This is a genomic window from Allokutzneria multivorans (assembly GCF_039537405.1).
GTDB lineage: Bacteria > Actinomycetota > Actinomycetes > Mycobacteriales > Pseudonocardiaceae > Allokutzneria > Allokutzneria multivorans.
Genome location: NZ_BAABAL010000013.1, coordinates 49,339 through 70,644, shown reverse-complemented (window position 1 = coordinate 70,644; position 21,306 = coordinate 49,339). Strand labels below are relative to the sequence as shown.

Annotated in this window: 20 protein-coding genes; 13 read left to right on the top strand and 7 right to left on the bottom strand. The window is 71.3% G+C overall.

The features are described from left to right. Positions 1-9 precede the first annotated feature (9 nt). Entirely contained in the window at positions 10-663 is a 654-nt protein-coding gene (locus ABD798_RS18720) for a response regulator (RefSeq protein ID WP_344876505.1), read from the top strand. Here the strand turns inward: ABD798_RS18720 and ABD798_RS18715 are convergent. Beyond that, positions 652-1,629 carry a helix-turn-helix transcriptional regulator gene (locus ABD798_RS18715; RefSeq protein ID WP_344876503.1) on the bottom strand — a complete coding sequence of 326 codons (978 nt, stop codon included), beginning with the start codon at positions 1,627-1,629 and terminating at the stop codon, positions 652-654. The genes ABD798_RS18720 and ABD798_RS18715 overlap by 12 nt on opposite strands. Positions 1,630-1,691: 62 nt before the next feature. Between ABD798_RS18715 and ABD798_RS18710 the strand changes: the two genes are divergently transcribed. Next, the gene (locus ABD798_RS18710) at positions 1,692-2,045 is read left to right on the top strand and encodes a YybH family protein (protein WP_344876501.1); all 354 of its coding nucleotides are present in this window, start codon (positions 1,692-1,694) and stop codon (positions 2,043-2,045) included. A 148-nt stretch (positions 2,046-2,193) separates the two neighbouring features. On the opposite strand, the gene ABD798_RS18705 is transcribed toward ABD798_RS18710, so the two are convergent. Continuing rightward, complete coding sequence (locus tag ABD798_RS18705) at positions 2,194-2,637, bottom strand: hypothetical protein (protein ID WP_344876499.1); 444 nt, start codon at positions 2,635-2,637, stop codon at positions 2,194-2,196. A 143-nt stretch (positions 2,638-2,780) separates the two neighbouring features. On the opposite strand from ABD798_RS18705, the gene ABD798_RS18700 reads away from it, so the two are divergent. Then, complete coding sequence (locus ABD798_RS18700) at positions 2,781-3,125, top strand: hypothetical protein (RefSeq protein WP_344876497.1); 345 nt, start codon at positions 2,781-2,783, stop codon at positions 3,123-3,125. Positions 3,126-3,134: 9 nt separating this feature from the next. Here the strand turns inward: ABD798_RS18700 and ABD798_RS18695 are convergent, their stop codons facing one another. Next, on the bottom strand, positions 3,135-4,142 hold the full coding sequence (locus tag ABD798_RS18695) for a cobalamin B12-binding domain-containing protein (protein WP_344876494.1): 1,008 nt from the start codon (positions 4,140-4,142) through the stop codon (positions 3,135-3,137). Next, positions 4,136-5,635, bottom strand: a complete 1,500-nt coding sequence (locus ABD798_RS18690; protein ID WP_344876492.1) for a PP2C family protein-serine/threonine phosphatase — start codon at positions 5,633-5,635, stop codon at positions 4,136-4,138. The genes ABD798_RS18695 and ABD798_RS18690 overlap by 7 nt, the downstream gene beginning before the upstream one ends. A 195-nt stretch (positions 5,636-5,830) precedes the next feature. Between ABD798_RS18690 and ABD798_RS18685 the strand changes: the two genes are divergently transcribed. The 8 genes from ABD798_RS18685 (at position 5,831) to ABD798_RS18650 (ending at position 14,267) form a co-directional block, all read left to right on the top strand. After that, a complete protein-coding gene (locus ABD798_RS18685; RefSeq protein ID WP_344876490.1) occupies positions 5,831-6,256 on the top strand; it encodes a hypothetical protein in 426 nt (141 codons plus the stop codon). Continuing rightward, a complete protein-coding gene (locus tag ABD798_RS18680; RefSeq protein ID WP_344876488.1) occupies positions 6,253-6,858 on the top strand; it encodes a hypothetical protein in 606 nt (201 codons plus the stop codon). The genes ABD798_RS18685 and ABD798_RS18680 overlap by 4 nt, the downstream gene beginning before the upstream one ends. A gap of 506 nt (positions 6,859-7,364) precedes the next feature. After that, entirely contained in the window at positions 7,365-8,459 is a 1,095-nt protein-coding gene (locus tag ABD798_RS18675; protein WP_344876486.1) for a helix-turn-helix domain-containing protein, read from the top strand. Further along, positions 8,456-8,608, top strand: a complete 153-nt coding sequence (locus ABD798_RS18670) for a hypothetical protein (protein ID WP_344876484.1) — start codon at positions 8,456-8,458, stop codon at positions 8,606-8,608. Before ABD798_RS18675 ends, ABD798_RS18670 begins: the two co-directional genes overlap by 4 nt. 261 nt (positions 8,609-8,869) lie before the next feature. Then, positions 8,870-9,826: a phosphatase PAP2 family protein gene (locus ABD798_RS18665; RefSeq protein ID WP_344876482.1), complete on the top strand. Its 957-nt coding sequence runs from the start codon at positions 8,870-8,872 to the stop codon at positions 9,824-9,826. Further along, positions 9,823-11,013 (top strand): glycosyltransferase family 2 protein, encoded by a 1,191-nt coding sequence (locus ABD798_RS18660; RefSeq protein WP_344876480.1) that lies wholly within the window; start codon positions 9,823-9,825, stop codon positions 11,011-11,013. The genes ABD798_RS18665 and ABD798_RS18660 overlap by 4 nt, the downstream gene beginning before the upstream one ends. A gap of 134 nt (positions 11,014-11,147) precedes the next feature. Then, a complete protein-coding gene (locus ABD798_RS18655) occupies positions 11,148-11,312 on the top strand; it encodes a hypothetical protein (RefSeq protein WP_344876478.1) in 165 nt (54 codons plus the stop codon). Between the two features lie 6 nt (positions 11,313-11,318). Then, a complete protein-coding gene (locus tag ABD798_RS18650; RefSeq protein WP_344876476.1) occupies positions 11,319-14,267 on the top strand; it encodes a type 2 lanthipeptide synthetase LanM family protein in 2,949 nt (982 codons plus the stop codon). 8 nt (positions 14,268-14,275) lie between these two features. On the opposite strand, the gene ABD798_RS18645 is transcribed toward ABD798_RS18650, so the two are convergent. Together ABD798_RS18645 and ABD798_RS18640 are read right to left on the bottom strand one after the other, a co-directional pair. After that, positions 14,276-15,163, bottom strand: coding sequence for a hypothetical protein (locus ABD798_RS18645; protein WP_344876474.1), 888 nt, complete (start codon positions 15,161-15,163; stop codon positions 14,276-14,278). Between the two features lie 10 nt (positions 15,164-15,173). Beyond that, on the bottom strand, positions 15,174-17,471 hold the full coding sequence (locus ABD798_RS18640) for an ATP-binding protein (protein WP_344876472.1): 2,298 nt from the start codon (positions 17,469-17,471) through the stop codon (positions 15,174-15,176). A 221-nt stretch (positions 17,472-17,692) separates the two neighbouring features. On the opposite strand from ABD798_RS18640, the gene ABD798_RS18635 reads away from it, so the two are divergent. After that, a complete protein-coding gene (locus tag ABD798_RS18635; protein WP_344876470.1) occupies positions 17,693-19,135 on the top strand; it encodes an FAD-binding protein in 1,443 nt (480 codons plus the stop codon). Between the two features lie 123 nt (positions 19,136-19,258). After that, positions 19,259-19,591 (top strand): hypothetical protein, encoded by a 333-nt coding sequence (locus ABD798_RS18630; RefSeq protein WP_344876468.1) that lies wholly within the window; start codon positions 19,259-19,261, stop codon positions 19,589-19,591. 267 nt (positions 19,592-19,858) lie between these two features. Here the strand turns inward: ABD798_RS18630 and ABD798_RS18625 are convergent, their stop codons facing one another. Beyond that, a complete protein-coding gene (locus tag ABD798_RS18625; RefSeq protein WP_344876466.1) occupies positions 19,859-21,193 on the bottom strand; it encodes a tetratricopeptide repeat protein in 1,335 nt (444 codons plus the stop codon). Between the last annotated feature and the right edge of the window lie 113 nt (positions 21,194-21,306).

Here is a 21,306-nt window from a genome sequence, read left to right as displayed (position 1 = left end):
AGGCACAACGTGATTCGGGTGATCGTCGCCGACGACGAGCCGCTGGTGCGCGCGGGCATCAGGCTCGTGCTCTCCTCGGCGGAGGACGTCGAGGTGGTCGCCGAGGCCACCGACGGCCGCTCCGCCGTCGCCGAGGTGCGCTCGCGCTCGGCGGAGGTGCTGCTGCTGGACATCCGCATGGCGGGGATGGACGGGCTGGCCGCGGTGGAGGAGCTGCGCCGGATCGGCGTGCGGACCAAGGTGATCATCCTGACGACCTTCGGCGAGCCCGAGTACATCGCGCGGGCGCTCGACGGCGGCGTTTCGGGCTTCCTGCTCAAGGACTTCGCGCCCGAGGAGCTGATCCGCGCGGTTCGCGTGGTCGCGGCGGGGGAGTCCTACCTGTCCCCGTCGGTCACGACGTGGGTGATGAACCGGGTCGGCGGTCGCGGGGAGGGCGCGCGGTCGGCGCGGGCGCGGCGGCTGGTGGACGAGCTGAACGAGCGCGAGCGGGAAGTGTTGGTGCTGCTGGCCCAAGGACTGTCCAATGCGGACATCGCCGCCCGCCTGCACATGAGCGAGGCGACGGTGAAGATGTACATGAGCAGGCTCCTCGGCAAGCTCGACTGTGCGAACCGCGTCCAGGCCGCCGTTCTGGCGCACGAGGCGGGCCTATCCTCCTGACTCCGCGTAGTGCTTGGCGATGGTGGTGGCCCGCTCATGCAACGCGGAGCGCAACCATTGCGGCTCAAGGGCTTCCGCGCTCGCGGCGAGCTGCCACATCGCCCACGCTGCGTGCCGGGTGTCCTGGAAGGTCGCTTCGACGCGAAGCCAACCGTCGGCGTCGGTCGACTCGGCGAGCACGGCCAGCGCGGTGTCCACGAGGTCCTCGCGCCGCTTGGGGTGCACCCGCGCCAGCACGGTGACCTGGTCGCCGCCGGTCCGGAAGCGCGTGCTGCGCTCCTGCCAAGCCCGGCCGAGGTCGACGCGGTCCGGTCGCTGCGCGGGTTCGGCCAGCTCTTCGGCGACGCGGACGCGGGACAGGCGGTAGGTGCGGTCCTCGCCCTCCCGCGTGGCCAGCAGGTAGCCCTGACCGCGCACGGTGACCAGGCCGATCGGGTCCACCGTGCGCCACTTCGCGGCCTGGTTCGCGGCGGCGTAGTGGATGCGCAGCTTGCGCCCGGCGAACACCGCGCGCCGGATCTCGGCCACCACGGCGTCAGGCACCTCCTCGGCGACCACGCGGCGCGAGAGGAGGTCGGTCTCGGGCTCGATGAGCAGGCGCTCGGCGGCTCCGGCAGCTGTCGCGCGGTAGCTCTCCGGCAGCGCGTCGACGACCTTGAGCATGGCCGACGCGAGCGCTGAGCCGAGGCCGAACACCTGCGCGCCACGCCGCGATCCGGCGACCAGCAGAGCGAGCGCCTCGTCATGGTTGAGCCCGGTCAGCTCCGTCTGGAAACCGGGCAGCAGCGCGAAACCCCCGTGCCGCCCGCGCTCGGCGTAGACCGGGACACCGGCGGCGGAGAGCGCGTCGATGTCGCGCAGCACGGTCCGCGTGGAGACCTCCAGCTCGCGGGCCAACGCGGTCGCGGACAGCCGACCGTGCCGGCGCAGCAACAGCACCAGCGAGACCAACCGGTCGGCACGCACGCCGAAACTCTACGGGAATACACGACACAGGATGTCGTGATTGGGTCGGCAGGCTTCTCCCCATGACAAGCAAGGAAGCGGCCACTGAGCCGAACGACCTCGGCAGGTTCTTCATCGAGCGCGGCAACGCGGGCGACGTCGACGGCCTGGTGGCGTTGTACGAGCCGGGCGCCGTGCTCGCGTTCCCGCCCGGCAGCATCGCCACCGGGCACACCGAAATCCGTGATGTGTACAAGCAGTTCGTCGCCGCCGCACCGGTGCTCTCGCCGGGCAGGCAGCACCCGGCGCTGGTGAGCGGCGACCTCGCGCTCACCGCGTGCACCCTGGACAACGGCGAGGTGACCGTGGAGATCGCCCGCCGTCAGCCCGACGGGTCGTGGTTGTGGGTGGTCGACCAGCCCGTGTTCCAGGCGTAGCGAGGCGCCGACTGCTCGTGGGCGACGCGGACATCGACTACCGGCACGTGGAGGAGCTGGCGCCGACCACTGAGCTGTGTCGAGCAATCTTCTGCGGCGTGCCACCGCTCGTTCGTGGCCGCCCGCCTGCACTTTCCGCTGACACCGATCACGCGCGAGAGAAGCGCGTCGCGGTGTGGTGCGCGGCGAGCTTGCACCACGGGTCGGCTGACGCGGCGGAGAGGCGACGCCACAGCTCGGCCAGCTCGGCCGCGGCTTCCTTGATGAGCCGCTCGTCCTCGGCGCGATCGCCGTAGCCGCTCTTGTAGCTCGCGTAGCTCTGGTCCCTGGCGTCCTTGTACGCCGAGGAGGCCCGGCGGATCTCCTTCCAGAGCTCCGCCGGGTCCTCGCCGCTGACCGTGCCGATGTGCGCCAACCCCGGCAGGCGCCTCCGCACCTGCTCGCGCTCGCGGCCGTACCGGCTGCCGGACTCCGCCAGGTAGTAGTCGCCCATGCCCTCGTCGCGCAGCAGCGTCAGGAGGGTGTCGACCGCGCCGTCGTCCCAGCCGGTCTCAGCCTTCAGGAACGCGTGCGCCTCCGCCTCGTAGCTCACGGTGCGTCAGCGTAGTAGTCCCCGCGCAACGAAAATCGTCAACCGGCCGGTGGAACACCCTGTCCACCGGAACACCGATGCCGTGGTGCGCGGGCACTTCTACCTTCGACCGGGTTCCAGTTCCGACCGAGGAGCCGCACTCCATGAAGATCGCCCGCGTTCTTGTTGCCACCGCGCTGATGGCCACCGCAGGTACTGCCACGGCCTCCGCTACCCCCGCGCCGTGCAACTACAGGTTCTGCCTGTGGGAGAACCAGAACTTCACCGGAACCATGTTCGGCCACAACAACATCGGTGGTGGGAACTGGTGTGCGGACCTGTGGTACGACACGAGGTCCGGCGCCAACTACTCCACCGTCGACCTGACGCTCAGCGACAAGCCGTGCGGTCAGGCCGGGCGGTCGTTCTTCTTGAAGGCCAACAGCGACCGCGCCGCGTTCCCGTTCGCGGTCCGCTCGCACTCGCACTGCGACACCTGTCGGCGCTGAACAGTCCACTTAGGACTGGGCGAGGCTCAGTCCGGCTTCGAGGTGTCCGCGCGCCCTCGGGAAGTCGTAGAGCGCCTGCCAGTAGGCGCGCATCGGGACGATCAACGACGTCGGTGGCATGTGCCGCGCGTCCAGGATCGCGGTCATCCACGCGAGGAAGTCGGTGAACAGCAGCGAGTCCTGCACGTAGACCGCGGCGGCGAGGAAGTCGGCCAGGTGGCCCAGGTCCTCGATCGTGGCCTCCACCTGGCGCTCCGCGTAGTTGGCCATGGCGGGGAACTCCTCGCGCAGCGCGGCGAGCGCGATCTCGATCAGCTCCTCGCGCCGCTTCACCAGCGTCGGGTACTCGTCGTCGACGAGGTGGTCCAGCTGAGCGCGCGGGGGTTCCTCTGGCGGCCACCGCCGCTCCAGCAGCTCCGCCGCCTCGCGGGCTCCAGGGGCCCAGCCCGCCGCGCCGAGCACGCGCGCCCAACGCCCGCCCGGCCCGAACCCAGACCCGCCGACGAGCACCGGAACGCCGGTGCGCTGGCAGGTTTCGACCATGCGGTGGGCGTGGGGGAGCCGCACCGGGAGCGCGCAGCTCAACGCGACCGCGTCGGGACCTTCCTGGTGCAGGTAGGACACCAGGTGCGCGGCGGGCACACTGGCACCGAGGAACGTGGTGCGCCAGCCGCGCAGCCGCAGCACCTCCGCGACCAGCCGTGCGGCGAGCGCGTGCCACTCACCGTCCATACAGGACACAACGACGTGACCGCGAGTTGGCGAGACCGGTGTGCGCGCGCTCAGCGCGGCCACGACGCGCTCGCTGATGTGCGTCGCCGCGTGCTCTTGGGCGACCGACCAGCGGTTGGTCGCCCAGAAGTCGCCGACCTTGACCTGCACGGGCGCCACGAGGTCCAGCAGCAGGTCCTCCGGCGGCGTGCCGTCCTCGAACAGGTCGAGCACGAATGCCGTCGCACCCCGTTCGTCGGCGTTGCCCAGCAGCGCGAAGAGCTTGTCGCGTTCGGCTGTCAGCACGTGGGGTCCGCGCGCAGGGCGAGCACCGCGATGTCGTCGTGGTCGCGGCCGCCGAGCCACTCCGTCGTCAGCAGTTCCACGCGTTCGGCGACCGCGCCCGCGGGCATGACCGCGCACCCGGTCAGCGCGTCGGCCAACCGCCGCTCACCGAACATCCCCCTGCTGCCCTTGGCCTCGGTGACGCCGTCGCTGTACAGCACGCAGGTCTCACCAGGGTTCAGGCGCACCACACCTCCGGCGAAGCGCGCGTCGGGGAAGACACCGATCAGCGTGCCGCGCAGGTCGACCGGCTCGACGCTGGCGTCGCCCCTGAGCAGCAACGGCGGCAAGTGCCCGCCGACGGCCAGCGTCAGCTCCAGCCCGCCATCGGCCGCCGGGGCCGCGTGGCCGAGCACCATGGTGACGAAACGCCGGTCCGGCATCGCTTTGCCGTCCAGCATCGTCTCGTTGATCAGAGCCAGCAGCCGCAGCGGATCGCGCTCCAGCCGCGACAGCGCGCGCAGCGACTGCCGCACCTCGCCGGTCAGCACGGCGGCCTCGACGCCCTTGCCGCACACGTCGCCGAGCGCGAACAACGCGGTGCCGTCGGAGAGCGGCAGGACCTCGTAGAAGTCGCCGCCGATGCGCAGCGCCTCACGCGAAGCCCGGTACGCCGCGCCGAAGGACATGCCCTCGACGTACGGCAGCGGAGCCGGGAGCAGGCTGCGTTGCAGCGTCGAAGCGGTGCGCACCTGGTCGGCGTACAGCGCGGCCCCGGCGAGCGCGATGCCCGCGCGCGAGCAGAACTCCTCGATCAGCGCCAGATCCTCGTCGGTGAACTCCGCCGAGCGCGTCAGCACCAGCACTCCGGCCGGATTTCCGTTGCCCGGCAAGGAAATCACCAGCGCGCTCACCGGCCGCTGCTCGGCGGGCCACAACCAACCGGCCTCGGTCAGCTCCTCGACCACCCAGGGCGAGCAGTGCGTGCGCAGCCCGGCCATCGCGTCGACCACCGGCTCCGGCAGGCGGGTCTGCTGCACCCAACCCGACGCGTCGGAGCGCCACCACGACACGCGGCCCGCGCTCGGCGGCGCCAGCACCATCGCGGTGTCGCCCAGCTTCGGCACGGCGAGGTCCACCACCGCGCGCGCCGTCCGCGCGGGGTGCAGCGACAGGCCCAGCCTGCGGCTCGCGGAGGCGAGGAAGCCGGAGCGCGCGCGTTCGGCCAGCAGCGCGTCGGTGCGCTCGGTCTCCTCGGCCACATCGCGCACGTACCAGAGGTGGCGGCCGTCAGGCAGGTCGTGCCTGCGCCAGCGCAACGTGCCGGTGTCCGGTCGCGCGCCGATCATCGCTCCCGGGCCGGTGTCGGGGAGCAGCTCGACTCGCCCGTCCACGGCGAGCACCGTTCCGTGCCGGTCACAGAGAACGACGGCCTCGCCACTACCCGCGAGCAGCTCGTGGCGGCGCGGAGCAGTGTCGGTGCGCGGAGTGGTCGATGCCGTGGTCTCGGTCATCGCGCCCTTCAGTAGTGCGGAGATCAGCGGACACCTGCACCGTAACGCAGCCACCTGACAGTGCGAGCCCACCGCCTCCGCCGCCCCCGGCAAACCCCCTGCTCACGGCGCAGTTCCCGCGACCGCGTCCTTCAGCGCGTCCCCCGTTCTCGGCAAAGCACCCGGCGGGGTGAGGGCGTGGGGGATGCTGTGCGGATGAACGAGCCCGTGGACGGAATGACGATCAGCGTGCGCGTTCGGCGCGATCTGGTGATCGTCGACGCCGAGCGGTTCATGGCCGCCGCGCGCGAGGCCTACCGCCAGCTCAACCCCGGCGTCGCGGAGACCGAGGTCGTCGACGCGGTCGCCGACGCGTACGACGCCGTGTTCACGTTGCTCGACCACGCCGGGCAGCAGTTCGCCGGAACCGGTGACGCCGGGATCTGGCCGCTTCCCGGGCAGCCGTCGGAACTGGGCCGTTCCGGGGCGCTGCCGGGCGTGCGGGTCACCGACCGTCCCGACGGCCTCTCACCCGCGGGCTCACTCCACGCGGTCGTGCTCACCGAACCGCAGCCGTTGCAGGACTACGGGTGCTTCCAGCCGGAGGACCCCTTCGCGCTACCCGAGGAGCACACGCCGTGAAGGTCTTCCCGGGATCGTGGCCGATGACCGTGGTGTGCGGTGCTTCTGGCACGGGCCGGACCAGGTTCGCCTACGCGCTCGCCGCGAAGTACAACGGGCACGTCGTCGACACCAGCGACGTGCTGGAGGCGGTTCGGGCGATGAGCGATCCCTCGCGGCATCCGGAGTTGTTCCAGGAGGACGTCGAGCGGCACGGCACAGCCGAAGAGCTGGCTGCGGCGAGGCTGCGCGCGGCCGAAGTCCTGGAACCGGCTGTGCGAGCCGTGATGGTGAAGCAGCCCCGCCTGCGCCTGGACGGCCACTACGAATTCCCGCACACCGTCGTCACCGGCCGGCACGCCCTGCCCGGCCTCGCGTGGGACTTCGCCGTGGTCCTCACCGAGACCGAGGAACAGGTCCACGTCAACCTCGGCTCGCAGGACCTCCGGACGCGGACCTCGATGCTGGTGCAGGAAGAACTGCTGCGCAGGGGAGCCGAGCACCGCAGGAACCACGTGCACTGCGAGGTCGTCCGCGTGCCCGCGCGTCCCTGGGCCGATGCCGTCGACCGAGCCGGTCGCGACATGAACGAGTTGTGGGACTCCCGCAACGCGCTGGGCTAGGCCCTGTCCTGCACGTCATCGGGTTTGCCGGTCTTCAAGACCACCCAACCCCCGCCCCAGCCGTCTTCAACGACAGCAAACCCCTGCAAGGCAGCAGGGTTTGCGGCGGTTAACGATGATCAGCAGCGGGGTTTGCTGGTCTTGAAGACCACCCAACCCCCGCCCCAGCCGTCTTCAACGACAGCAAACCCCCGCAAGGCAGCAGGTTTGGGGTGGTTAGCTATGATCAGCAGCGGGGTTTGCTGGTGTTGAAGACACCCCAACCCCCGGTGGCACCGTGGCCGGGATTCACCGCGCAACCACTTGCAGGACAGGCCCTGGCCGACGGCTGGGGTAGGGTGATCCTGGGCGGACAACGGCCGCCCAGGAGCTGTTCCACGATCCCGGCGGAATCCGTGCTCTCAAGTGCCCCATGGGGGGCGCACCGTTTCAATCACACGTGCCCAGCTCGATGACGTCGAGGACCCTGGGCGTGGGCCGGGACGCGCCCGTGGACGGAGCCCTCGTTGTCCGACCGTCTCCTGCTGCGCACCCGGTGCACGGGCGAGACGCCCCATCACGTGCGGACGGCGCGCGACGCCGGCCAACCGTTGATCCCGTGCGCCTCCTCGCCGGATCAGGCCGCGCTCGAAGGGGCTCTGCTGAGCGCGATCCACCGGCTGAGCGCGCGATCGTGCGAGCCGGTCGTGCGCCAGGTCCGGGTCGCTCCCGACCGCGTGCGCCTCCAGGTCGCCCAACACGCGATCCCTGGCCTGCTCGCCGATCTGCTCCCGAGGACGACTCCTCGGAACACGGTGAACGGCTTGCCCGGGCTGCGTCCGCGCCCAGGGCGGGATCGGCTCGACCTGCACTGGCTCGGCCCCGACGGCCGACCGCGCGCTGAGGTGACGCTGGGCGGAGTGACGCGCGAGCGGTGGACCGGCATGGCGGCGGCACTGGTCTCGCGGAGCGCCGATCCGAGCCGTCTCGCCTGGCGCGCCGCCACTACCCTGCACGAAGCCGAGATCGGGCTGGCGAGCACGCCGGTTCCGGACTTCGACCACGTGCTGAGCGGTCTGCTGCGGCGGGCGCTGCTGTGGCGCGAATCCTCCATTGTGGACAGTGCGCTGGCCGACGACCTGTTCCGGTTGCGGTGGAAGGGCGGCGCGAGCGCGGCGGACATCGCCGAGGTCCTCCAGCGCTCCGTCGCGGCGATCCCCGGCCTGGTGGTGGTCCGCGCCGAGGTCAGCGGCGACACGCACGCGCTGCACCTCGCGCAGGGCTGGGAGGACCCCGGTTGGGCGTGGGTGGAGATCGCGCACGAAGTGCCGCCGCACGAACTGCCCGCAGAGCTGTGGGAGCAGTCAGAGATGCGCAATGCCCTCACTGCCTGCAACATCTCCCTGGTGTTCCGGATCCTGCGGCGCCAAGGGGTTCCCCATCGCACGATGGCGCGCCTCACGGGATGCTCGCAGTCGGAGGTCAGTGAGATTCTCAAGGGACGCCGGGTCATGTCGGACGATCTGCTCATTCGGATCGCGCACGGGTTGGGCGTGCCGCACAGGTACCTCCGTCTGCACCTTCCCAGGCAATTCCGGTACGTGCAGGAGCACTGGTCATGATCGTCACCGCGCTGCTGCTGGTGCCGATCACGGTGCTCACCCTGGCGGTGGTCTTCACGCGTTCTCCGGCACGCCGCGCCGCCGCCCTGGAAGCCCTGCGCATCCTCACCGGCAGCGAGAAGGAAAGACCAGGGTCCCCTAGGGGGTAACGCGGCCGTCGCCGGTGTTCCAGCGCTGGGAGCGGGATTCGGCCAGGTCGGTGTCAGGGATGTCCCTGAGGTCGGTGAGTATTCGTACTCATTCCCCTCAGGGGTTGCTTGCTCAAATTCGGCCTGATTCGAATTCTTTGCCGTTCGCGGCAACTTGTCGGCTTCTGTTGTGCTGTTCTAGGCTCCGTCGCATTCAACGATTCTGCGTATTGACGCGGAGTATTGCGGTCGGGGAGTTCTGGTGGAGTTGGGGAAGTGGCCATGAATCCTGGTGGTTACCGTGCCGTCGCGCAGGGTGGCGCGGACGGCAGGCTGCGGCCGGTCGATCGGCTCGTGTTCGGCTACATGGCGTTCGTCGCCTGCGTGGCAGTGCTCGGCTGGCAGCGGGTGACGAAGCCGTTCGAGCTGGTCGTGGCCCTGGCGGGTGGGCTGGCGGTGTGGGCTGTCGCGTCGCTGCTGGTGCGGCGGTTCCCGCGCAGCGCGCTCGCCCAGTACCTGTGGCTGCTCTACCCGCTCTCGCTCACGATCTTCTTGTACCGGGTGATCGAACGGTATGTCCTCGTTCTCCACGGGCGTTTTCTCGATACTGAGGTCAACGCCTTCGAGGCCGCCGTGTTCGGTGGTCACCCCAACCTCTTCTTCGACAGCATCGCGAATCCGGTCCTGACCGAAGTGATGATGTTCGGCTACTCGCTGCTGTACCCGCTGATGGTGCTTCCGGCAGTGGTGTTGCTGTTCCGGGGCGAGCGCGAGAAGGCGGAGCGCTTCATTTTTCGAATCATGCTCGCGGCGACCGCGACCTACGTCGGGTTCGTGCTGTTCCCGGTGCTCGGGCCGATGCACACGGTGCCGCGGTTCGCCGGCGGCGGGCTCGACGGCTACCTGTTCACCGACATGATCCAGACGATGATGGTCGGCGACCCTCTGGGCTCGGCCTTCCCGTCCGGGCACGTGGGCATCGCGTGGGCCTCGCTGCTGGCGGTGCGGCACTTCGGCCACCGCAGGACCTTCCTGGTCCTGCTGCCCTTCGTCTGCCTGCTCACGGTGTCCATCGCCTACAACCGCTTCCACTACGTCAGCGACGCCTTCGCCGGGCTCGCCGTCGCCTTCGCGGTGTCCGCGCTCTGCGCCCGCTGGGAAGCACGGGCCGACCGCGCCGCCGAAGCACCCGACCGCTCGTCGCCGAAAGGCAGTGAGATGCGAGAGGCAGTGACATGACTGCGATCCTGGACGACCTGACGCTGGCCGCGACCGTGCTCTGCGCGGTGTTCGCGCTCAACGCCCTGTTCAACAGCATCTGGGGCCGCCGCAAGTTGCGCGCGAACCCGCCGGTGATCACCGAGATGGTGTCCGTGCTGATCCCCGCCCGCAACGAGGCGTTGCGGATCTCGCCGCTGATCCGGTCCCTGCTTGACCAGCGGAACGTGCCGAGGATGGAGGTCCTGGTCTTCGACGACGAGTCCACCGACGGCACCGCCGACGTGGTGCTCTCCGTCGCGGCGGGCGACCCCCGGGTGCGCGTGCTCTCTGGCGGGGAGCTGCCGCCGGGCTGGCAGGGCAAGACGCGCGGGTGCCACCTGCTGGCCGAGAACGCCGACCCCGAGTCGCAGGTCTTCGTCTTCGTCGACGCCGACGTGGAGCTGGGGCCGACGGCGGTGGCCGGACTGGTGACCGCGTTGCGCGAGAACGAGGGCGGCCTGGTGTCGGCGCACATCAAGCAGGTCGCGGTGACCTGTGCGGAGCGCTTGGTCCAGCCCGCCGTCGCGTGGCTGTGGACGGCTTTCCTGCCGCTGCGCCTGATCCAGAGCGACCGCGGTCCCAAGATCGGCGCGCTGGAGGGCTGGCTGCACGTCTTCGACCGCGAGGCCTACCGCCGCTGCGGCGGCTACGCGGGTGTCAGCAAAGCGGTCAGCGAGGACGCCGCGCTGGGCATGGCTTTCGCGCGCTCCGGTGGGCGGCTCGTGCTGGCCGAGGCCTCGGAGGTGGCGCGGGGCAGGCTGTACACGTCCTGGCAGGAGATCAAGAAGGGCTACAGCAAGCACCTGTGCGTCGGCGTGATGGAGTCGCGGCTGGTGATGGCGGTCATCGGGCTGCTGCTGGGCGTGGTGTACCTGCTGCCGCCGCTGGCCGCGCTCTCCGGCTCCGCGATCGGGCTCTGCGGGTACCTGCTCGCGGTGTTCAGCCGCGTCGTCACCGCGCGCACCTCCGGCGACCGCGTGTGGCCGGACGCGTTCCTGCACCCGTTGATGGTGCTGGCTTTCCTGTACCTGCTGTGCTGCTCGTTCTGGCTGGACGCGCGCGGTCAGCGGTCGTGGAAGGGCCGCTTGGTGCAGGCGACCGAGGCGGGCGAGGACACGAGCGCGCCGGTGGCCGACGACGAGCGCATGCTGGCGCACGCACGTTAGTGTCCACAATGGACGGTCCGGATTTCGTTGATGTTCTTCAAGTTTTGGTCCTGCCCTAAAGGTCTGGTCGCTGATCCCGGCGGCTGCCAGGTTGCTCTGGCTCGATCCAGCGCGAACCTGAAAGGCGGACGCGAATGTCTGTCAAGATCTACGACCCCCACTCCGTCGCGGGGGATGTCGAGGCGGAACTGTCGGTGCTGACCTGGGCCGAGGGTGAGGTCTCGCCCTCGGCCCAGCTCACGCTGGCGACCTTTCTGCGGTCGTACTTCCCGCAGTGCTGTGATCTCGCGGCGTTCTGATCGACGATGACTGACGTCCGGGAGCGCGGGGACGCGCGTTCGTGGGTCGAGCAGATCTCGGCGATCGACTCCGACGGGCGCTACCGCGCTCTCGGACGTCAGGTGGCGGACGGGGCGGCGAGCGTTGCGTTCGCCGCCCTGTCCGAGCCCCTCATCGGCTGGGCGCACGAGAAGGTGGGAGAGCGGTGGGCGCCGCTGCTGGTGCCCGCGCTGGTTCGCCGCCTCAGCGGCATGGCCCAGCGCACCTGCCTGGTGGAGCTGTCGCGGGCTCGGCGGGACGGCCTGCTCACCGGGGACGACGCGACCGAGCGGTTCGAGTCCTTCCTGCAACGGTTGCGCGAACCGGAGCACCGGCGCGCGGTGCTGGAGCGCCATCCCGTGCTGGCCCGCCAGCTCGTCGTGGTCACGCGCTTCTGGCTCGCGCACGCCCTGGAGTTCTGCGAGCACTTCGCCCAGGACCGCCCCGCGCTGGTCGAGCGCTTCGCCGGGGGAGCGGATCCCGGCGAGGTCGTCACCGTCCACATGGGACTCGGCGATCCGCACCGGGGTGCCCGCACGGTGTGCGTCGTGGAGTTCGACGGCGGGCTGAAGTGCGTCTACAAACCCAGATCGCTCGCGCCGGACAGCCATTTCCAAGAGCTGCTGGGCTGGGTGAACGAGCGTGGGCTCGACCTGCCCGCGATGCGCCTGCTCGATCGCGGCGACCACGGCTGGGCGGAGTTCGTCGAAGCCGCCGAGTGCGAGCCGGGCGAGCCCGCGCGACGCCTCTTCCGCAGGCACGGCGCCCTGCTGGCGCTGCTCTACCTGGTGCGCGCGGGGGACTGCCACGTGGAGAACGTGATCGTCTCCGGCGAGCGGCCGTTCCTGGTCGACATCGAGACGCTCTTCCAGCCGCGCGTGTTGTCGCTGGCCCCGGACGGCGCCTCGGCTGCGGAGAGCGAGGCGGCGGCGATGTGCGAGGGCTCGGTGCTCTTCAGCGGGCTGCTGCCGACCGGAGCGCGCGCACAGGACGACGCGGAGATCGCCGGTATCGGTTCCTCCGCCCGCACACCGCGGCCCGGTTCCGGTGCCCCCACGCCGGAGGTCGTCGGCGCGGGCACCGACGAGATGCGCATCGCGGTCGTCCCACGCAGGGCGGTTCCCGTTGGGACGCCGAGGACCGGGCCGCGGCCCCTCGATCACCTCCAGGACATCGTGGCCGGGTTCACCGAGGCCTACCAGCTGTTCGTGCGCCATCGCGCCGAGCTGGCGGCCGGTCCGATCGCCGCCTTCGCCAACGACCGCGTGCGCTTCATCGTGCGGGACACGACGCACTACGCCCTGCTGTTGTCCACCTCCTTCCACCCGATGTTCCTGCGCGAGCCCGCGGCGCGGGACCGGCACTTCGACCGCCTCCGCGACGAGCTGCACCGTCGCCCCGGAGTGGCCGCGTTCCTCAACGCCGAGCGGCAAGCGTTGTGGCGCAACGACATCCCGCTGTTCACCGTGGGCGTACGAGATGGCTTGGTGTACGCCGACGACGGGCAAGCGGTTCCCGGGGTGAGCCTGCGACCCGGCTTCGAGGTCGTGCACGAGGTGCTCGACCGCCTCGGGCCGGACGACCTCGCGCTGCAAACCTGGCTGATCCGCACGGCGGTCACCTCGGAGACGATCCGCTCGGAGCTGACCCTCGTGCGCGAACGGCACCCCAGCGTCCCGGCGCGGCGCCCGGTCGCACCGGCCGGGCTGACCCGCGCGGCGGACGGGATCGCCGAACGCCTTGCCTCCCTTGCCGTTCGGGCCGAGGGCGAGGCGGTGTGGCTCGGCTGCTCCACCGGGCGCAGCGGCAACTACACGGTGGGCCAGCTCGGCAGCGGGCTCTACGACGGCCTGCTGGGCATCGCGACGTTCCTGGGCTACCACGCGAAGGTGCGCGACTGCGCGGAGTCGGCCGTGCTGGCCGCCGAAGCGACCCGCGCCGCGATCCGCCAGCTCGCCCGCGCCGGGGACGGTGCCACCGCGCGGGTGGGCCTGCACGGGGCGGGCGGGGTGATCTACGCCTTCGCCCACCTGCATTCCCTTGTGCCACAACTGGAAGTGCTGGACCACGCGGCGCTGCTCGCCGAGCGCGTGCTGTTCGAGGTCTCGGCCGACGAGCAGTTCGAGGTGATGGGCGGAGCCGCGGGCGCGATCCTCGGCCTCGCCGCGCTGCACCGGGTCTGGCCCGCTGACGTGGTCCTCGACGCCATCGCCGCCGCCGCGGACCGCCTGGTCGCGACGCGCACGCCGTGCGAGGCCGGTGCCGGGTGGACGCCGGGCGCGCTGGAAGAGCTCGGTGTGGCGGCGGTTCCGCTCGGCGGCTTCGCGCACGGAGCCTCAGGGATCGGGGCCGCCCTCGCCGTCGCGACCGAGCTGCTCGGTGACGCGCGGTACGAGAGCGCGATGCGCGCCGCCTTCACCTACGAGGCCCACCTGTTCGACCCGGCGCTCGGCGACTGGCGTGACGTGCGCGGCCACGTCGAGGGGATCATGTCGAGCGGTGATGTCCAGGGGCAGGACGATGTCCAGGGGCAACCCGTCGCGTGGTGCCACGGCGCCCCCGGGATCGGCATCGCGCGGCACATCGCGCTGGGCCTCACCGAGGAGCCGCTGTGGCGCTCCGAGCTGGCCTTCGCCACCGACGTCACGCTGAACTCGGGGTTCGGCGCTGATCACTCGCTGTGCCACGGAGACCTGGGAAACCTGGACTTCCTGCTGCTCGCGGCGGGGCGCGAGGCGATGCTGCTGGACCCGGTGCACCGCCAGGCCCGCAGCGTCGTCGAAGGCGCCGCCGAGCACGGTTGGCGGTGCGGCCTGCACCCCGGGCTCACCGCCGCCGGGATGTTCACCGGGCTCGCCGGGATCGGGTACGGCCTGCTCCGGCTGCACGCCCCCGAGGCGGTCCCCTCCGTCCTGGCGCTCCAGCCCCCACCCTGACCCGTGTGTCAGGCGGTCTTCTGCGTGAGGACCTGGGGGCCGGTCGCGTCGATGAGCAGCAGGGTCGGCGCGAGCGGGTACGGGTCGTGGGTGGAGGCGAGGACCATCTCCTCGAACCGGGCCCGCCATTCGGAGTCCGCGTCGGCGACGTACATGACGTCCGCGCACGGCATGGCCACGACCAGCCGCTGCGTGCCGACGATCTCCGACATCCGCGCGTGGAAGTTGGGCTCGACGACGAGGGAGGTGACGAAACCGCTGGGGTGGCTGAGCTCCAGCATCCCGCCGGGCTCTCCGGGAGCGGCTGTGGAGCCGATCCGCAGGTCCTGCGTCAGGTTGCCCAGTGCTTCACGGGCGAGCCGGTCGAACTCGGCCTCGTCGGAGATCTGCGACGGCACGACGTGGTCCATGCCGATCGTGCCGTGCGGGGTCGGCCCGACCCTGGCCAGGGTGGCGAAGAGCTTGCCGGGCACCAGGTCCCAGAACGGCTGGGCGAGCGAGGTCTCGGTGCCGCCGCTGCGCAGGACGGGCAGCAGCACGCGCTCCTCGCTCTTGGCCGCCTCCTCGCGGAGCTGGTTCTCGTGGAACTCCTGCACGACGGCGCGCGCCTGCGCCATCGCCTCCTCCCACCCCTGCGGCCCCGGGCGCTGGAAGTTGAAGTGCACCTCGCCGAGGTTCGGGAACGTCGTCGTGGCGAAGTGCTCGTCGGCGGGGGAGAACTGCCACTCGCTGTGGATGAGCGTGACCGCGGCCGGGTCGACGGGGTTCTCGCGGGACACCTCCGCCCACGCCTGCCTGAGGAAGTCGTCCTCGCGGGCGGGCGCGTCGGCCACCAGGGGGTGCTCGGCCGCCGCGACCTGGAAGAGCACGACGGAGCGGCTCATGTCGGTGTCCACGCGGCGAATCCTAGGCGGGCGGCTCGTCCCCGGAGCGGCCGAGGTACCAGGCGGCGAGCTGCGCGCGGTTGGCGAGGTGCAGCTTGCCGAAGATCCGGCCGACGTGGGTCTCCACGGTCCGCTTCGACACGTGCAGCTCCTCGGCGATCTGGCCGTTGCTCAGCCCGCCGGAGACCAGCGCGGCCACCCGGCGCTCCGCGGTGGTCAGCTCGGCGGCGTTGGCGGCCGGCAGCGGCGCGCCGGGGACGCCGACGGGCCGCAGCGCCAGCTCGTAGACCTCCTCGGTGGTCAGCTCCGTGCCGTCGATGAAGGCCGAGCGGAAGGCCGCCTCGCCGATCGCCGCGACGATCCGCCGCTCCGCCTGCTCGCGCTGCCGCCGGAAGAGCGGTAGCCCGCCGAGCCCGACGCCGTGCCGCTCCTGCATGCCGACGCAGCCGCCGAGCAGCCGCGCCGCGTCCTCGGGCTGGCCGACCCGGGCCCGCCACCACGCGCCCGCCTGCACCGTCCACGTCGTTCCCCACCGGTCGCCCATCGCGATCTGGGCGGGAAGGCACTCGTGCAGCACGTAGCGCGGCGCGGTGAGCGCGGGCAGTCCCTGCACCCACAGCGCCCAGGTGCGGGCCCACGGCGCTCCGTGACGCTCGGCGTCGGCCAGGCAGTCGGCGGCCGCCTCGTCGGCGACATCGGTGGGCCCCGACAGGCCCGCGCCCACGGCGAGCATCAACGAGGCCATCTGACCGTCCGCGAGCGCGCCCGCTGCCCTGAAGGCGTCGCGCGCCTCGCGCAGCAGCGACAGCCCGGAGGGGTCGTCGAGGTTGAGCGTGCGGTGGCACCCTTCCAGGAAGAGCACCGGGGGAGCGGATTCCGCGCCGAGCTGGGCGGCGACCTCCCTGCACAGGGCGAGGTGGCGCGTTCCCCGTTCGGTGTCGCCGATCGCGATGAAGGTGAAGCCGAGCGCTGCCTGCGCGGCCAGCAGGGAAGGCGTCGGCGCCGGCCGCGCGTCGTTCTCCAACCGGATCGCGAGCAGGTCGTACATCCACCCGCAGGTGGTGCTCTGCAACGCGGCGAAGAACTGCACCCGCGTCCGCATCACGTCGGAGACGATCGCCAGGCCCGTCTCCACGGCGGCAGCGGTCCTCGTCGCGACGCACCAGCCGACGGCGGAACGGATGTTGGGCACCTCGCGGTGCAGGCGCGCCAGCCACTCCAGCTCGTCGGGCCCGAACCACTCGGCGGCGGCGGTCGCGACGAGGCGGCGTACCCAGTCGCAGTGCCGCGCGCGCAGCTCGTCGGTCTCGCCGAAGGCGTCGAGGTGGCGCAGCCCGTACTCGCGCAGCGGCTGGAGCTGGTGGTAGCGGCCGTCGCCGGTCACGACGACGACGGAGTGCCGCACCAGCTCGCCCAGCGGCGAGAGCACGTCGGCGCTGTCGCCCCGGCCGCAGACCTCCTCGGCGGCCTCGAGGTCGAAGCCGCCGGAGAACACCGCCAGCCGCGCCCACAGCAACCGCTGCGCGGGGGTGCACAGCGCCCAGGAGATGTCCAGCGCCTTGGTGAGGGTGCGGTGGTGCGGCTGAGCCCGGCGCGCGGTGGTGGTGAGCAGCCGCCCGCCGTCCAGCCGTTGCAGGGTCTTCTCCGGCCCGAGCACGCCCATCTGCGCCGCGATCAGCTCGATGACCAGCGGCAACCCGCCGGACCACCGCGCGAGCTCGACGACGGCCTCCCACGCGGGGGTGCCCTCGACGACGGCGGGGAAGCCCGCGTCGCCCGCGCGCTCCAGCAGCAGCGACAGCGCCTGGCTGCCCCGCGCTTCCTCCGGCGTGGCGCCCACCTCGGGGATCGTCACCGGCGGCACGGCGATCACGCGCTCCGGCGGCAGGTCGAGGCGGTGTCGCGTCGTGGCGACCACGCTCAGTCCCGGCGCCTCGGTGAGCAGGGCGATGACCACGTCGGCGACCGGGTCGAGGATGTGCTCGGCGTTGTCCAGCACGAGCAGCACCCGCTGCCCCTGGAGGCGTTCGAGCAGGATCTCCACCGGGCGGCGCTGCGACTGGTGGTCGGTGACGCCCAGCGCGGCCACGATCGACTGCCCGACGGCGGTGACGGCGTCCTCGCTCGGATCGAGATCGGCCAGGTGCACCACGGCGGCCAGGTCGAAGTCGCCCGCCACCTTGTTGAGCAGCGCCAGCGCGAGCCGGGTCTTGCCGACGCCGCCCGCCCCGGACAGACTCGTGAGCCGCGCGCCCGCTCGCACCGAAGCCGCGAGCGCGTCCAGCAGCTCGTCCCTGCCGACCAGACTGGTCAGCCCCACGCCAGCTAGTTCCACATCCGTCCCGTCATGCCGTCGAGGCCCGCAGTCTGTACCTGGGGCGCCCGTCGAGCCAGCCGACGGGCCACACGTACGTGTGCTCGGTGTGTGGGTATCCGATCACGTACGTGCGCGCGAGCGCGAGTCGTGTGGCGAACACGGATGCGCACGCAGCGTGTTCGGAGCATCGTTCCCGTGAAACCGAGGCGACATCCGGAGATCCAATGACGCAGCTGCCACTGTTCTGGGACCCCTCCTCCCGCGACTGGACCACCGAGGCCGGGGGCGGTGCGCTCGCGCTGCCCGAGGTCGAAGGCGAGTTCCACTTCGACGGCGAGGCCGTGACAGAGGCTTCGCGTGATCTTGGCCGGATCGTCACCCGTCGACCCGCCGCGGTGCTGCGCCCGCGCACCGCGGCGGACGTCGCGAAGGTCATCAGGTTCTGCCACGACAACCAGATCCAGGTCGCTCCGCAGGGCACCGGTCACATGACGCAGGGCCAGCGGCTGGTCGAAGGAGGGATCGCCATCGACGTGACCTCGCTGAACACCGTGCACGAGTGCGGGCCCACCACGGCCGACGTCGACGGCGGCGTGCTCTGGTCGGACCTGGTCTCCGCGCTCGCCGGGCACGGGACGCGCTTCACGGGCGGCTTGACCGGCTACCTGCCGATCACCGTCGGCGGGACCCTCAGCGCGGGCGGCATCGGCCCCGGCTACCGCTACGGCGCGCAGATCGACTCCGTCTCCCGCGTCCAGGTCGTCACCGGCCGCGGTGAGATCGAGTGGGCTTCGGAGACCGAGCTGCCCGACCTCTTCGACGCGGTGCTCGGTGGCGTCGGCCAGGTCGGCGTGATCACCAGGGCCGAGCTGAAGGTCGCCCCGGTGCCCACGGGCACGCGGTCGTGGGTGCTGCCCTACGTCGAGCCCGGCGCCGCGTTCCGCGCCATGCGCGAGGTGGTCGCCCGCGGCCAGGTCGACGAGATCTACTGCATCATCGCGCCGCCCGGGGCGATCGCGCCGGTCCCCACCTTCCTGGTGCACCTCGCGCACTACGAGTACGAGGGTGAGCCGACGCCGGAGGGCCTGCTCGACGGCCTCGACCCGCAGGGGCCGGTGCAGGAGGAGCGGCTGGACTACGTCGACCTGTGCGAGAAGTACTCGCTGATGATGCACCAGTGGCGCATCGACGACGGCTGGGACGACCGGCACAAGCCGTGGTTCGACATCTTCCTGGCTGACGAGCACATCGAAGCCTTCTCCGCCGAGACCTTCGCCCTGATGACCGACGAGGACTGGTCGCTGCCGGACGGGAAGGGCTTCGTGCTGGTGTTCCCGCACCGCGCCGGTTCCTTCCGCCGCCCGCGCCTGCGCATGCCCGAGCAGGAGCCGGACGGCCTGATCTGGCTCTTCGACGTGCTCAACGCCTCCTCGGGCGGCGCCGCCCCCGACTACGTCGAGAAGATGCTGGAGCGCAACAAGGCCTGGATGGAGAAGGTGCGCAGGCTCGGCGGCAAGGCCTACCCGATCGGCGGCCAGCAGTACGGCCCCGAGGAGTGGCGCGAGCACTACGGCGACACCTGGGACGACGTGGTGCGCGCCAAGAAGCTCTACGACCCGGCCCGCATCCTCACCCCCGGTCCCGGCATCAACGCCGCGGTGCCGTAGCGGGCCCCGCACCACCGACCCACCGACCAACCCCGGACCGCGCACGGGGTATCCGGTCGCCCCGGCGGCGTCAACTCCCCCAACTTCGCGACGCCGCCGGGCGACCACTCCGAACGGAGCACGATGCAGGACACCGCGTTGTGGACGCTCCTCCCGCTGGCCGCGGTCGCCGCCGCCGCGGTGGTGGACGTGCGCGCGGCCCGTCGCGCGCCCCGTTCCGTCCCGCCGCCGCGCCGCGACACGCCGCCCGTCGTGTACGCCAACCCGATCACCTGCGGCAGGGACCGCCGCGAGCACCGGGTCAGCGACTCCGCCTTCCACGAGGGACAGGGGCTGGGCAGCTACGCCGCGCTGTGCGGGCACGTCGTCGAACCGCTGCCGATGGCCGAACCCTCCGGTCCGCCCTGCCGCGAATGCCTCGGCGCGTCCCGTTCTCGGGTGACAGCGGCACGGTGACGGAAACGCCGGAACAAGGACTGCAAGACCTCCTGATGAGTTGCGGGACAGGGCCTAGCGCCTGTCCTGTAAGTGGTTGAGCTGCGTATTCCGGTTACGGCGCCGCCAGGGGTTGGGGTGTCTTCAAGACCCGCAAACCCCGCTGTTGATCATCGTTAACCGCCGCAAACCCAGCAGCCTCGTGAGGTTTGCCGTCGTTGAAGACCGCTGGGGCAGGGGTTTGTAGGTCTTGAAGACCGCTGAACCTGACGACTTGCAGGACAGGGCCTAGGCGGGGCGGAGCTGGCTGAGCTTGAGGTGGTTGTAGGGGCTGTCGGGGCGCAGGCTGATCCGCTCGCTGACGAGCACGTGCGCTTGCTCGGTCCGCCCGGCGCGCACAGCGGCTTCGACGAGCGTCCGCTGCACGACGTCGCGCTGCGCGTGACTGCCGCCGAACTCGTGCACGCGGCGCCGCACCGGCCACAGGTGGTCGACGGCCTCGCCGTAGCGACCGCGCCCGAAGGCCAGCAGCGCCTCGCACACCGGCAGGCCGACGCGAGCGGTCATCGAGGCGTTGGAGACGGTCTCGGGCGCGTCGACCAGGTAGCGCTTCCGCTCCGCGATCAGCTGCTCGGCAGCCAGATCGTCGCCCGCGCCGACGTAGGACATGACCGCGTGCATGTCGTTGAAGGCGCTGAACGGGATCTTCATCCGAGGCGGCCAGGTCCGCGCCAGCTCCTGCCAGCGGGACTCGTGGTGCACGCCCTCCAGGTGCAGGCGCCACAGCAGGCTCGCGGCGTTGACGGCGTCGCGGAGCGCGTCGGCCGCGCCCGGCGCGAGCTTGGTGTCGTAGATGTCCAGCGCGCGCTCCGGCTGACCGCTCTCCAGCAGGAAAAGGCAGTAGTGCCACCAGATGTGCACGCGCAGCAGGTTGTCGCCGTCCCAGTTCTCGCGACGCCGGTCGAACAGCTCGATGCCGGAGGAGAACCGCGCGCGCATCTCGTGGGCGTGACCGACGGCGTGGATGCTCCACACGTCGGCGGGGTCCAGCGACATCGCGCGCAGACCCGCCTGCTCGGCCTGGTCCCAGTGCCCGCACTCCTCCAAACCGAAGGCGTACATGCCCAGCAGGTTCGCGAAGTGCGGGTCGGACTCGCCCCACGCGTGCATGGCGCCGCCGATGCGGTCGCGCAACGACACGGCGTCGCCCGTGAGGAAGTCGAGCTGGTGGCCGAACGCGAGCGCCATCGCATCACGCGGCTGCGCCGTGGAGATCCCGGTCAGCACCCGCGCGGCGCCAGCCAGGTCGCCGTCCAGCAGGTGGGAGGCGGCGGAGAGGTGCATCCGCTCGCCCTCGGTCAGCTCGCCGGGATCGACCACGCTCAGGAACTTGGCGAACTCGTCGGCGACCACGGGGACGTGCGCGGGGTCGGTGCTCAGCACGGCCAGGTGCACGCGCATCGCGTTGCCCAGCGGCAGCATCGGGTCCTCGGCGACGACGCGGGCGGCGAGGTCTCCGACGTCGGAGCGGAAGTGCAGCAGCGAGTCGACCGCGCGGTCCAGTTCCTCGACGGCGGCGGAGGAGGCCGCGGTCAGCGGCACGCCGTGTTGATCTTGTCGCACACCTGCACAATACGAGCCCGCCGAACTCCGCCACCCGCGCCCCCGGACCACTTCGCGAGCGGTCATCAGGTTTCCGCTCAACGGGCAAGCCCTAGCTCCCGCGCACTCCGCGC